Source organism: Jatrophihabitans endophyticus (genome assembly GCF_900129455.1).
GTDB lineage: Bacteria > Actinomycetota > Actinomycetes > Mycobacteriales > Jatrophihabitantaceae > Jatrophihabitans > Jatrophihabitans endophyticus.
The window spans coordinates 168,667-180,772 of record NZ_FQVU01000005.1 but is presented as its reverse complement, the minus strand read 5'-3'; the positions used below and the strand labels follow the sequence as shown (position 1 = coordinate 180,772).

The window sequence follows — 12,106 nt, the reverse complement described above, 5'->3', positions numbered from 1 at the left end:
CCGGGCTCAGTCCCAGGCCCAGCGGATGCCGTGGACGCCCGGGGCGGCGGACGGCACGGCGACTTGCACGATCCCGAAGGGGCTTACCGGGAGCGGGCTGACGACGTCGGCGCGCCGGTCCACCGTCTCCTGCTCGACGTGCCATGCGGCCCGCGGGAGCGCGGCCGGGTCGAAGCGCACCTCGAGGAACAGCGAGAGCGGCCGCACCGCCGAGAACAGCGACTCGTCGTCGGTCTCGAAGTCGACGACCTCGGCCCGGTGGGCCGAGGTGTAGTCCATCGTGTACTCGACGCTGTAGATCTCACCCGCGCGCAGGCCACGCCGGAAGTCGCCGAGGAAGGCCTTGGCGCCGTCGAGAACGTCGACGCTCGCGGCGAGGTCCATGTTGCTGCAGGCCGACGGCGCGAACAGCTCCGGGTCGACGGTGACCGGGTCGAAGCTCACCATCCAGAGGAAGTCCGCGACGCCGTCGACCACCACCTGGAACGTCCGCCGGGTGATCAGGTGCTGGTGCAGCCGGTCGGCGCCCACGAGGAGCGTGGTGCTGACCTGCAGGTCGCGCAGCGTGTCGCGCTGCGCGGCGAAGTCCCGCTGCATCGCCTCCTCGGGTGCGGCCGCACTGAAGTACTCGTCGAGCCGCCGGTGTTCCTGGCGCCACGAGGCCACGAAGGACTCGGTCTCGGCCCGCTCGAGGCCCAGCGCGCGGGCGACCTCGCCGAGGGTGTCGCGGTGCGGGCGCTTCGCGCGCCCGGACTCGAGGGATCGGATGGTGCGCTCGCTGACGCCGGAGCGGTGCGCGAGATCCTCCTGACTGAACCCGGCGTCCCGGCGCAGCCGGCGCAGGGTGTGGGCAGCCGCCGACGCGACCGGCGGCATCAGTCCCGACCTCGGGCGACGCGTCGGACGCGCGGCACGGCCGCCGACGACGTGAGCACCGCGGAAGTATAGGAGCGCGCCCCGGGCGACCCGCTCCCGCGAAACGCCCGGCGGGCCGCTCCTCAGTCCCAGGACCAGCGGATGCCGTGCACCCCGCTCGGCGCCGGGGCGAGCACGACCTGCGCCAGGCCGAACGGCGACACCGCGACGTCGCCGACCACCTCCTCGGGCCCGGTCACCGACTCGTGGCGCACCTGCCACAGGCGCGCCGGCAGGGCGTCCACGTCGAAGCGCGCCTGGACGGTCAGCAGCTGCATCGGGGTCGCCGCGACGAACAGCGTGTCCACTTCGGGGTCGGCCGGACCGGTGGGGTCCCGCCGGGCCGCGGTGTAGTCGATCTCGTAGTCGAGCACGTAGCGGGTGCCGGGAGGCAGGGTCTGCCCGAACACCCCGAGGAAGGCCTTGGCGCCGGACTCGGGCAGCTCGAAGGTGTCGGCGACGTCGAGGTTGGTCGAGCTGCGCACGGTCACCCGCCCGGGGTCGACGGTCGCGAAGTCGAGGCTGGCCAGCCAGAGGTAGCGATCGAGCCCCTCGCCCACCACCTCGAACGTCCGACGGATCCGCGAGACCTCGAGCCACCGGTCGGCCCGGACGTTCACCGACAGCTCCACGGCGAGGTCGCGGATCAGCTCGCGCTGCCGGGTGAGCTCCCGTTCCACCGCCCGCTTCGGATTGCGGTCCCGGAAGACGTCGGCCATCGCCAGCCGGCTCCCGCGCCACGACGCGACGAACGCCGCCCGCTGCGCTCCACCGAGCTCCAGGGCCTGCGCCACCGCCAGCAGCGTGTCGCGGTGCGGACGTCGGGCGCTGCCGGACTCCAGCGTGCGGATCGTGCGCGCGCTGAGCCGGCTGCGGTGGGCGAGCTCCTCCTGGCTCAGCCCCGCCTCCCGGCGCAGCTGTCGCAGGGTGACCGCCGCCGACACCGTGGGCACAGCCGGAGTATAGGAACGGGGCGACGGCCGCCCGCCGGTGCGGCCGCCGCCCTGCCGCCGCGGGCCGTCGGGCGGCCGCGATCTGTCCCTCCCAGCGGGACCGGGCGAGCCCGGGTGGCCGGCAGATCGCGCCCGCCGGATACGACGTCCGCGCTCACGCCGACGTTACGTAACCGGCGACGGCCAGGACAGGAAGCCTCAGCGGCAACCTTCGCCGGCTGTCGGCTCAGTCCCAGCTCCACCGGATGCCGTGGACCCCGCTGGGAACGGGGCAGACCACGGCCTGCGCGTGACCGAAACGGCCGAGCGACAGCTCGCGCACGACGGTCGCCGGGCCGGCCACCGAGTCCTGGCTGACCTGCCACACCCGCGCCGGCACGGCCCGCGGGTCGAAGGTGACGTCGGTGACGAGGACCTGCATCGGCGTGGCCGAGGCGAACAGGGCCTCGGTGTCGGCGGCCGCGCGGCGGCCGCCGGACAGGTAGGCGGGCTCGTAGTCGTACTCGTACTCGAGCACGAACCGCTCCCCCTGCTCGAAGGTCCGGCCGAGATCCCCCGCGAACGCCTTCGCGCCGGACTCGGGCAGGACGAAGCTGTCGGTGACCGCGACGTTGACGCACCGGGCGGCGACGAACGCGGCGCCGTCGACGACCAGCGGGTCGAAGCTGAACATCCAGTGGATGTGGTCGACCCCCTCGGCGGCGACCACCTCGATCGTGCGCCGGATGCGCGAGAGCCCCCAGCGCCGGTCGGCGCGGACCTCGACCGACATGTCGACGACGAGGTCACGGATGCGCTCGCGCTGCCGTGAGAGCTGCTCTTCCATCGCCCTCGCCGGGCTCTGCGACCGGAACATCTCCGACATCGTCAACCGGTCGCTGCGCCACGAGGCCGCGAAGGCGGCCCGGTCGGCACCATCGAGCCCGAGCGCATCGGCCACGGCCGTCACGGTGTCGCGGTGCGGCCGGCGTGCCCCGCCCGACTCCAGCGTGCGGATCGTCCGCGCGCTCACGCCGCTGCGGGCCGCGAGCTCTTCCTGGCTCAAGCCCGCCGCGCGGCGCAGCCGGCGCAGCGCGTCGGACGCGGCGTTCGCCCTCGACACCGCAGCAGCATAGGCAGCGGCAGCCGCCGGACCGGGCGGCGGGGCCGCCGCCGCGAACCCGCTTGACCCGCGTTGTGTTTGGGTAAAGCAAGCCGCATGATCATTCGCCGCCGGATCCTCCTCGCCGCCGCCGTCCCGGCGCTCGCCGCCCTCGCCGCCTGCGGTTCGTCGGACAACTCGTTCTCCGCCGGCTCGTCGTCGGGGTCGGCCGGCGCGGCCGGGTCGTCGACGTCGGCCGGATCGTCGACGTCGGCCGCGTCGTCGACCACCGGCGCGTCGTCGGGGAGCGGCGACCAGGGCGACGTGGCCGCCCTCGCGGCGCAGATGCGCGCGGGCGTCGCCGGCATCACGAGCGCGCACCTGACGCTTGACACGTCGGTCAACGGCCAGACCATCACCGGCGCCGGTGACGAGAGGTTGGCCAACGGCAAGCTCACCGACCTCGACATCTCGCAGCGCGTCGCGGGCCAGGACATCCGCATCATCATCGTCGGCCAGAAGGCCTGGGCGCAGCTGCCGATCGGCACGGTCCCCAACGGCGGCAAGCCCTTCGTCCAGGTGAGCGAGGACAGCTCGAACACGATCGTGCGGCAGCTGGCCGCCAACCTGGCCTCGACCCGGTCGTCGGCCTCGCTCGACTCGTCCCGGGCGTTCGTCGCCGCGGCGAAGTCGCTGCAGAAGGTGGGTCCGGAGGACGTCGCGGGCACAGCGACCACGCACTACCGCGTCGTCGTCGACCCGCAGCGGCTGCCCTCGACCTACCCCGGCAAGGGCGACATCGCCAAGGCCGGCGTCGCCGAGGTGCCGGTCGAGCTCTACGTCGACGACCAGGGCCGTCCGGCGCGGGTCACCACGAAGCTCACCGTCCAGGGGCAGACCGTCTCGTCCGTCGTCACCGTGAGCCGGTACAACCAGCCGGTCACGATCTCTGCGCCCCCCGCGAGCAAGGTGGGCAAGCTCTGACCCCGGCACGGACCCGCGCGGTCCGTCGCGGCGCGGATCGCGTCCACGCCGCCGACCCGCAGGCGGCACGCCAGGCAGAATGACCAGGTGCACGCCGCGCTCGACATCCTCGCCCTCGTCGCGATCGTCGGGTTCACGGCGGGGTTCGCCCGGCGTCTCGCGTGGTCCGAGCCGCTCGTGCTGGTCGTCATCGGGGTCGCGCTGTCCTTCGTCCCCGGCTTCCTGGAGATCACCCTCACTCCGGACCTCGTCCTGGTCGGGTTGTTGCCGCCGCTGCTCTACGCCGCCGCGATCCGCACCTCCCTCGTCGACTTCCGCACCAACCGGCGCCCGATCCTGCTGCTGTCGGTGGGCCTCGTCGCCTTCACGACCGTCGCGGTCGGCCTCGTCGCCTGGTGGGTGGTGCCGTCGGTGTCCCTCGCCGCCGCGTTCGCGCTCGGGGCGGTGGTGGCGCCCCCCGACGCGGTCGCGGCCACGACGGTCGCCCGGCGGGTCGACATGCCGCGGCGGATCGTGGCCATCCTCGAGGGCGAGAGCCTGGTCAACGACGCGACCGCCCTGGTCGCCCTGAACACCGCCATCGCCGCGATCTCCGCGACCATCACGCCGTGGGAGGTCGGCTGGGACTTCCTGCGCGCCGCCGGCGGAGGCGTGCTGATCGGCGTCGTCGCCGCCGTCGTGCTCGGCCTCGTCCGCAGGCGCATCGACGACGTCGTCCTGGACACCACGCTGTCCTTCGCCGCCCCGTACGTCGCCTTCCTGCCCGCCGAGGAGATCCACGCCTCGGGCGTGCTCGCCGTCGTGGTCTGCGGCCTGCTGCTCGGCCACAACTCCCCGCGGCTGCAGAACGCGAGCTCGCGCATCGCGGAGAACAGCAACTGGCGCACCGTGCAGTTCCTGCTCGAGAACGTCGTCTTCCTGCTCATCGGACTGCAGATCCGCACCCTGCTCGCCGACGCGCGCGACGAGCACCTGCCCTGGCTCGAGGTCGTCGGCATCTGCGCGATCGTGCTCGTGGTGACGATCGTGGCCCGCATCGTGTGGATGGCCGCGGCCACCACCACCTTGAAGCTCGTCCGCGGCAACGCGTGGAGCTGGCAGGTGTCGGCCGTGGTGTCGTGGGCGGGCATGCGCGGCGTCGTCACGCTCGCCGCCGTCTTCGTCCTGCCGAACGAGACACCGCGCAAGTCGCTGCTCGCACTCGCCGCCTTCGCCGTCGTGGCCGGGACGCTGCTGCTGCAGGGCCTGACCCTGCCGTGGCTCGTCCGGCGCACCGGGCTACCCGGCCCCGATCCGGCCGAGGACGCGTTGCAGAGCGCCGGTCTCGTGCACACCGCCGCCCAGGCCGGCATCGCCGCCCTCGACGAGGTACGCACCGACGACGACCCCGAAGAAGTCGTCGAGGCACTGCGCGAACGCGCGATGAGCCGCAGCAACCGGCTCTGGGAGCAGCTCGGCCGCGCGCAGTCCGAGCTGGAACCACCTGCGGCGGCCTACCGCCGGCTGCGACTGCAGATGCTCTCCGCGGAACGGGGGTCGATCCTCGAGGCGCGCGACCGGGGCGTCTACGACGACGAGGTGCTGCGCCGGTCGCTGCAGGCCATCGACCTCGAGGAGTCGCTGCTCGACCGCATCGACGACGCCGCCGCCCGCGTGGACGACCAGCTGATGACCGACGAGCGTCGCGCGGGGGACTGCGAGCACCTGGAGGACTCGCCCCACGTCATGAAGGCGCTCACGCCCGACGGGTGCGAGGAGTGCCTGCGCGACGGCACCCGATGGGTGCACCTGCGGCTGTGCCTGACCTGCGGGCACGTCGGGTGCTGCGACTCCTCGGTCGGCCGGCACGCCCTGGGCCACTACGACGAGACCGGTCACCCCGTCATGCGCTCGTTCGAGCCGGGCGAGGCGTGGCGGTGGTGCTACGTGGACGACCTGCTCGGCTGAGGCCCCACCGGCGGCTTCGCCCGTTCGTCCCCTTTCGGATGCTTGCCGGCTTACCGACGGCCACCTGCGGGCACGACGTTGTGCACGACCCCACACGTCTCACCTCCCGGGAGTGCCCATGCGCAGGACCTTCCGCGTCGGCACGGTGACCGCGGCGATCGCCGCCACCGCCGCGCTGACCGCGACGCTCGTCTCGACGGGGACGGCCCAGGCCGGACCCCGCCACGGCTCCGGCTCGACCACCACGATCGCGACGCCGACCGTCTTCGGTCACCGTGGCGCCGCCGGCTACCGTCCCGAGCACACGGCGTCGGGTTACCGCCTCGGCGCCCAGCTCGGCGCCGACTACCTCGAACCCGACCTCGTCCCCACCAAGGACGGCCAGCTCGTCGACCGGCACGAGCCCGAGATCGGCGGCACCACGGACGTCGCCAGCCACCCCGAGTTCGCGAGCCGCAAGCGGACGGTCACCATCGACGGCGTCAAGACCACCGGCTGGTTCACCTTCGACTTCACGCTCAAGGAGCTGCGTACTTTGCGCGCGGTCGAGCGAATTCCCGACGTCCGGCAGCACAACACGCTCTACAACGGGCTCGACCGGATCCCGACGCTGCAGGAGGACATCGACCAGGTCGAGTCCCTGTCGCACCGCTACCACCGCACGATCGGCATCGTCCCCGAGATCAAGCACTCGACGTTCTTCCGCTCCATCGGGCTGCCCATGGAGGACCGCGTGCTCTCGGTGCTGCGCCGCAACGGTCTCGCCGGGCGTCACCCGGTGATCCCGACCGTCATCCAGTCCTTCGAGGTGGCCAATTTGCGCTACCTGCACGCGCGGACGCCGCTCCCCCTCGTCCAGCTCACCTCGGCGACGGGCGCACCCGCCGACTTCGTCGCCGCCGGCGACCCGCGCACCTACGCCGACATCACCTCGGCCGGCGGACTGCGACAGGTCGCGACCTACGCGACGTGGCTGGGCCCGGAGAAGAACCAGATCGTCCCCCGCGACGCGGCGCAGAAGCTGCTCGCGCCGACGTCGCTGGTCGCCGACGCGCACCGGGCCGGGCTGAAGGTCGTCCCCTACACGTTCCGCAACGAGAACACCTTCCTGCCCGCGGACTACCGGCGCGGCACGAACCCGGGCGACTACGGCGACGCGCTGGCCGAGTACCGGCTCTTCTACTCCCTCGGCGTCGACGGCGTCTTCAGCGACGACAGCGACACCGCCGTCCAGGCGCGCGCGCTCTGGATCGCGGCGGGGCGCCCCCACCGCTGACCGGCACCCGCCCGTGGCGGCAGGTGAGCTCCTGCCGCCACGAGCGGCCGCGGGCTGCGATCACCAGGTGACGGGCACCGCGGCGAACCCGCCCAGCGCGGCGTCGTCGCGCCAGGCCAGCTCCGCGGGCGGCACGGCGAGCCGCAGGGCGGGGAAGCGCGCCAGCAACGCCGCCAGCCCGACCTCGAGCTGCGTTCGCGCGATCTGCGCACCGAGGCAGAAGTGCGGGCCGAAGCCGAAGTAGAGGCTGCTGCCCGCCGGCGACCTGCGCCGCAGGTCGAGGCGGTCGGCGTCGCGGAAGACGGTCGGGTCGCGGTGCGCGCTCTCGTAGTTGACCGTCACCGCCTCACCGGCACGCACCGGGCATCCGGCGATGTCGAGATCCTCGGTGGCCACGCGCAGGAAGGGCGACGTGCCGGGCATGGCCAGACGCAGCAGCTCCTCGACCGCCTGCGGCATGAGCGCCGGGTCCGCACGCAGGTCGGCGAGCTGCTCGGGGTCGGCGAGCAGCAGCAGCACCGCGTTGGCCAGGACGGTGACGCTCGACTCGTGCCCGGCGATGAGCAGCGTCATGGTCAGCGAGACCAGCTCGTCGCGGTCGAGCGGGCCGGCCGCGTCGAGCGCCGACGCGGCCAGCATGCGGCTGACGGCGTCGTCGGCCGGCTGGGCGAGGCGCTCGTCGACGAGCACCCCGAAGTGGTCCCTGATCGCGAGCATCGCGGCCATCCGCTCCTGCGGTTCGCCGCCCAGCGACAAGATGGCCTCCGTCCACCGCGTCAAGGCCGGCATGTCGGCATCGCTCACCCCGAGCACGGCGCAGATCACCCGCAGCGGCAACGGCCGGGCGAAGGCAGCGTTGAGATCGACCGGGCCGCCGGAGCGTGCCATGGCCGCGAGCAGGTCGTCGGCGATGCCCTCGACGAGCTCGCGCAGCTGTGGCAACGGCAACGCGTCGAGTGCGGCCGAGGCCACCCGCCGGACCCGCGAGTGGCGCGGCGCGTCCATGTAGAGGATGACGTCCGGATTCGGGGGCTGCGCCAGCATGCGGGGAGCCTGTGGCGCGCACGCCGCCGCCCGGCTCAGCCGACGATCGGTCATCACCTGCTTGGCCGCGGCGTGCCCCAGCGCGAGCCAGCCGGGGTCACCGACGGGGGTCAGCACCGGGCAGACCGGCCCCGCCCGACGCAGCGCCGCGTAGTCGGCCGGCACCTCGGTGGGCACCGACCGCCGCAGCGGCAGCTGCGCGGGCTCCCGACCGCAACTCATTCGCTCACGCCGACCGACCGGCCCGCCGCCGGGGACACCGCCGGGGACGGCGCCGGTGACGGCGATCCGGCCGCGGGCGTCGCCGCCGCAGCCGTTCGTCGCACCGCGAGGGCCAGCCCGACGACGACGGCGGCCGCCACCACGCTGACGATCGCCGCGCTCGCGTACACCCGGTGGAACGAGGCGACGCTGCCGGGCACCGCGCTGGAGGAGATGATCGCGGCCAGCCCGGCCGCGCCGATCGCCCCGCCGAGCTGGCGGGTGGTCAGCGTCATCCCGATGCCGACCGCGAACTTCTGCGGCGGGACCGTGGCCGCGGCCACCGCCGACAGGCAGGTGAGCGCCAGGCCGAGACCGCCGCCGCCCAGCAGGGCGGCAGGCACCCAGCCGCCCCAGAAGTCGGAATCCGGCCCGAACAGGCTCGACGCCCAGATCGCGTTGCTGCCGGCGAAGCCGAGGCAGCCGAGCACGGCCACGGCCACCTGCGATCGCGGCGCGGCGATCCGTCCGGCGAGCAGCGAGGCGATCATCGAGGCGACGGCACCGATGCTCAGCGCCCCTGCCGTCTGCATCGTGCTCCAACCCCAGATCGACGTCGTGAACAGCGGGCCGCCCAGCATCCAGGCGAACATCGCGACGCTCAGCACGCCCAGGCCCGCGTTGGCGAACGGGTAGCGCCGGTCCCGCCAGACCGTCACGTCCACGGCCGGGGCGGCGTGACCGCGCGACCGGAACCAGGTCGCCACGACGAGGACGACCCCGAGCACCAGCAGCCCCACGGTGCGGGGATCGCCCCAGCCCCACCGGTCGCCCTCGGTGAGCCCGGTGACGAGCGCCGCCACGCCGACGGCGAGGGCGACGGTGCCGAGGGGGTCGGGCAGTCGTCGTGTGCCCCGGCCCGTGCGGGCGGGCAGCGTCGCGATGCCCGCGACGAACAGCAGCACCCCGAACGGGCCGTTGACGAAGAACACCGCCCGCCAGCCGAACACCTCGAGCAGCGCGCCGCCGACCGCGGGGCCGATCACCGCCGAGAAGCCCGCGGCGGCCGACCAGGCGGCGACCGCCCGCGGAATGCGTTCCCGCGGCGTCGTGGCGAGGATCAGCCCCAGCGCCGCGGGGATCATGCCGGCGGCCATCGCGCCCTGCACCAGGCGGGCCGCGATCAACCACCCTACCGACGGCGCGGCACCGCACCCGAGCGACGCCACGGTGAAGCCGACGAGCGAGACGAGGAACGCCTCGCGCCGGCCGAGCACGTCGGCGATGCGACCCGCCGGGGTGAGCAGGGCGGCGAACAGCACGGTGTACCCGCTGACGATCCACGTGAGCGTGTCGATGGCAGTTCCCGGGAAGTCGTCGAGGATGGCCGGGAACGCGATGTTGACGACCGACAGGTCGAGGAACGCGATGAAGGTGGCGCCGCAACACAGCCCGAGCACCCGGGCGGGCGCGGCGGAGCGTTCCGGCGACGTGGTCGGGTCTGTCGTTGCGGTCATGCGACGGCACCTTTCGCGCGCTTTCGCGCATCACCGGGCGCTACGAGGACGAGCCGAGGATGCAAGGTCGACAGGTAGCCTGTCAATACATCGACAGGGAGCCTGTCGACTTCTCGTCAGGTGGCCTGTCGACCCTTCGTCAGGTAGCCTGTCGACTCCGGACCACGCGAGGCCGCCGACAGCACGACCCGGCACCGCTCACCGACCGCCCGTCGAGAGGACGCTCCCCGTGCCCAAGCGCGCCGACACCGCCGCCGGCATCGACGTGGGCGTCCCCGTCGACGAGGACGCGGTGCCGATGCCCGAGGCCGACCTCGAGTTCTCCACCTGCCTGACCTTCCTGGTGCGGCAGGCGTGGTTGAACCTGCGCAACGCGGTGGCCCGCGAGCTCGCGCAGTACGACCTGTCGATCTCGGAGTACGCCGCGCTGCTGACCCTCGCCAACCGCTCCGGGATCTCGGCCGCCGACCTCGGCCAGGTCATCTCCATGACGCGGCAGTCGGCGCAGGAACTGTGCAACGGTCTCGAGGCCCGCGAGCTGGTCTCGCGGCGGGTCAACCCGCGCGATCGCCGCCTGTACGAGACCGAGCTGACCGACGCGGGGTGGCAGCTGCTGCGGGCCGCCACCGCTGCCGTCCGCGCCACGGAGCAGAGCTTCGAGGCCCCGCTGACCCGCTCGCAGCGCAACGGCGCCCGGGCCTGGCTCGACGTCATCGGCGACGCGGCCAACTGCACCCTTCGCGGCGGACAGTGACCCGGCCGGCGAGGGAGGAACTCTGGACGCCGCTCTCCTGACCTGACCCGCGGGTCGGTCAGCCCGCCGAAGGCCCACCGCCGCACGCGACACAGCACCACCGTCGCGCGCCGGATTCAGCATGCCCGGATCCGGTGACGGCCGTCATCGACACGAGTCGGTGAGCAACCCCCGGAAGTAGCACGAGTCAGCGGAACCCGCGTTACCAGGAGGGTGACACGTGACCGCACCACCGTCGAGGTCGACGACGCCGAGGTCGTCGGTCGGCCGCCCGGCACGGCCGGAGCCTCACCCGGCCCCGGGCTCGCGCGCGTCGGCCATCGGCATCGGCAGCGCCCACATGATGGTGCGCATCGCACAGCAGAGCGGGTTGACGGCCCAGCGCGTCCTCGCCGGTTCCGGGTTGTCGACCGACACGCTGCTCGATCCCGACGTCTTCATCGACCGCGCGCAGGAGGTCGCGGTCGCCCGCAACCTCGCCGCGAACCTCACCTCGTCCGAGGACGACGAGGGCATGCTCGGCCTGCGGGTCGCCCAGCAGTACCGCGTCACCACCTACGGCGTGTTCGGGTGGGGGCTGATGTGCGCGCCGACGCTGCGCGAACAGATCCGTTTCGGGGGTCGCTTCCTCGACCTGTCCTACGCACTGTGCGACATCACCGCCGTGTGGGACGAGCCGGACGGGCGGGTCCGCATGCGCGTCGACGACTCGACCGTTCCCGACGACATCCGCCCGTTCTTCCGCAATCGCTCGCTGGGCGGCATCGTGACGCTGCTGCGCGACACCATCCCGTGGCCGGGGTGGCTGCACTCGGTCAACGTCACGCAGGACCGGCCCCGGGGGGCCACCCACCACGAACGGATCCTGCAGGCACCGGTCCACTTCTCGCAGCAGTACGACGAGGTCGTGGTGAACAGCGACCGGCTCGACGTCCGCACGCCCACGGCGAACGACCTCGCGCTCGCACTCGCCCAACGCCAGTGCGAGCACCTCGTGGCCGCACGCCGCAGCACCGCGACGGTGCGCGAGCGGGTGCAGCAGCGCGTGCTGCGCTCGTTCCCGCGGGTGGCGTCGATCTCGGAGGTCGCGTCCGCGATGCACACCAGCGACCGGGCCCTGCGCCGGTGGCTGACCGAGGAGGCGACGTCGTTCAGCGCGATCCTCGACGCCACCCGCCGCACCCTCGCCGCCGACATGCTCAGCAGCGGCATCCCACCGTCGAAGGCAGCCGTGCAGCTCGGCTACGCCAACCCGGCGTCGTTCAACCACGCGTTCCAGCGTTGGTACGGCCGCTGCCCGCGCGAGTACATGATGCTGCACTCCCCGCTCGCCCGCCGTCGTTACCCGCACGCCGCGCGGGACTTCGCCGCCGTCGGTGTCCCCACGACGCCGTCGTCCGACTCCCACCCGACCCGATGAAGGAGCCACGACCC

Annotated in this window: 10 protein-coding genes; 5 read left to right on the top strand and 5 right to left on the bottom strand. The window is 73.2% G+C overall.

The annotated features are described in order from the left end of the window. Nucleotides 1-6: 6 nt before the first annotated feature. From BUE29_RS17520 to BUE29_RS17510, 3 genes are all read right to left on the bottom strand, one after another. Nucleotides 7-876, bottom strand: coding sequence for a helix-turn-helix domain-containing protein (locus BUE29_RS17520; protein WP_073391727.1), 870 nt, complete (start codon nt 874-876; stop codon nt 7-9). 122 nt (nt 877-998) lie between these two features. Then, a complete protein-coding gene (locus tag BUE29_RS22175) occupies nt 999-1,868 on the bottom strand; it encodes a helix-turn-helix domain-containing protein (protein WP_073391726.1) in 870 nt (289 codons plus the stop codon). Nucleotides 1,869-2,094: 226 nt separating this feature from the next. Continuing rightward, nucleotides 2,095-2,970, bottom strand: coding sequence for a helix-turn-helix domain-containing protein (locus BUE29_RS17510; RefSeq protein WP_073391725.1), 876 nt, complete (start codon nt 2,968-2,970; stop codon nt 2,095-2,097). A gap of 96 nt (nt 2,971-3,066) precedes the next feature. Here BUE29_RS17510 and BUE29_RS17505 point away from each other — a divergent pair, with 96 nt between their 5' ends. From BUE29_RS17505 to BUE29_RS17495, 3 genes are all read left to right on the top strand, one after another. After that, nucleotides 3,067-3,933 carry an SCO4651 family lipoprotein gene (locus BUE29_RS17505; protein ID WP_073391724.1) on the top strand — a complete coding sequence of 289 codons (867 nt, stop codon included), beginning with the start codon at nt 3,067-3,069 and terminating at the stop codon, nt 3,931-3,933. Nucleotides 3,934-4,020: 87 nt separating this feature from the next. Further along, nucleotides 4,021-5,880, top strand: coding sequence for a Na+/H+ antiporter (locus tag BUE29_RS17500; RefSeq protein WP_073391723.1), 1,860 nt, complete (start codon nt 4,021-4,023; stop codon nt 5,878-5,880). A 118-nt stretch (nt 5,881-5,998) separates the two neighbouring features. Next, nucleotides 5,999-7,156 carry a glycerophosphodiester phosphodiesterase gene (locus tag BUE29_RS17495; protein WP_073391946.1) on the top strand — a complete coding sequence of 386 codons (1,158 nt, stop codon included), beginning with the start codon at nt 5,999-6,001 and terminating at the stop codon, nt 7,154-7,156. A 60-nt stretch (nt 7,157-7,216) separates the two neighbouring features. Here the strand turns inward: BUE29_RS17495 and BUE29_RS17490 are convergent, their stop codons facing one another. Together BUE29_RS17490 and BUE29_RS17485 are read right to left on the bottom strand one after the other, a co-directional pair. Continuing rightward, nucleotides 7,217-8,422 (bottom strand): cytochrome P450, encoded by a 1,206-nt coding sequence (locus BUE29_RS17490; protein WP_073391722.1) that lies wholly within the window; start codon nt 8,420-8,422, stop codon nt 7,217-7,219. Beyond that, nucleotides 8,419-9,918, bottom strand: coding sequence for an MFS transporter (locus BUE29_RS17485; RefSeq protein ID WP_073391721.1), 1,500 nt, complete (start codon nt 9,916-9,918; stop codon nt 8,419-8,421). Before BUE29_RS17485 ends, BUE29_RS17490 begins: the two co-directional genes overlap by 4 nt. Before the next feature lie 229 nt (nt 9,919-10,147). On the opposite strand from BUE29_RS17485, the gene BUE29_RS22590 reads away from it, so the two are divergent. Then, the gene (locus BUE29_RS22590) at nt 10,148-10,672 is read left to right on the top strand and encodes a MarR family winged helix-turn-helix transcriptional regulator (RefSeq protein WP_159440894.1); all 525 of its coding nucleotides are present in this window, start codon (nt 10,148-10,150) and stop codon (nt 10,670-10,672) included. 220 nt (nt 10,673-10,892) lie between these two features. After that, nucleotides 10,893-12,092, top strand: a complete 1,200-nt coding sequence (locus tag BUE29_RS17475) for an AraC family transcriptional regulator (protein WP_143168230.1) — start codon at nt 10,893-10,895, stop codon at nt 12,090-12,092. Nucleotides 12,093-12,106: the final 14 nt, after the last annotated feature.

What these genes read in the sequence shown, in the direction of transcription:
- BUE29_RS17520 (WP_073391727.1), bottom strand. Translation starts at nt 876, where the DNA reads ATGCCGCCGGTCGCGTCGGCGGCTGCCCACACCCTGCGCCGGCTGCGC.
- BUE29_RS17505 (WP_073391724.1), top strand. Translation starts at nt 3,067, where the DNA reads ATGATCATTCGCCGCCGGATCCTCCTCGCCGCCGCCGTCCCGGCGCTC.
- BUE29_RS17495 (WP_073391946.1), top strand. Translation starts at nt 5,999, where the DNA reads ATGCGCAGGACCTTCCGCGTCGGCACGGTGACCGCGGCGATCGCCGCC.
- BUE29_RS17490 (WP_073391722.1), bottom strand. Translation starts at nt 8,422, where the DNA reads ATGAGTTGCGGTCGGGAGCCCGCGCAGCTGCCGCTGCGGCGGTCGGTG.
- BUE29_RS17485 (WP_073391721.1), bottom strand. Translation starts at nt 9,918, where the DNA reads ATGACCGCAACGACAGACCCGACCACGTCGCCGGAACGCTCCGCCGCG.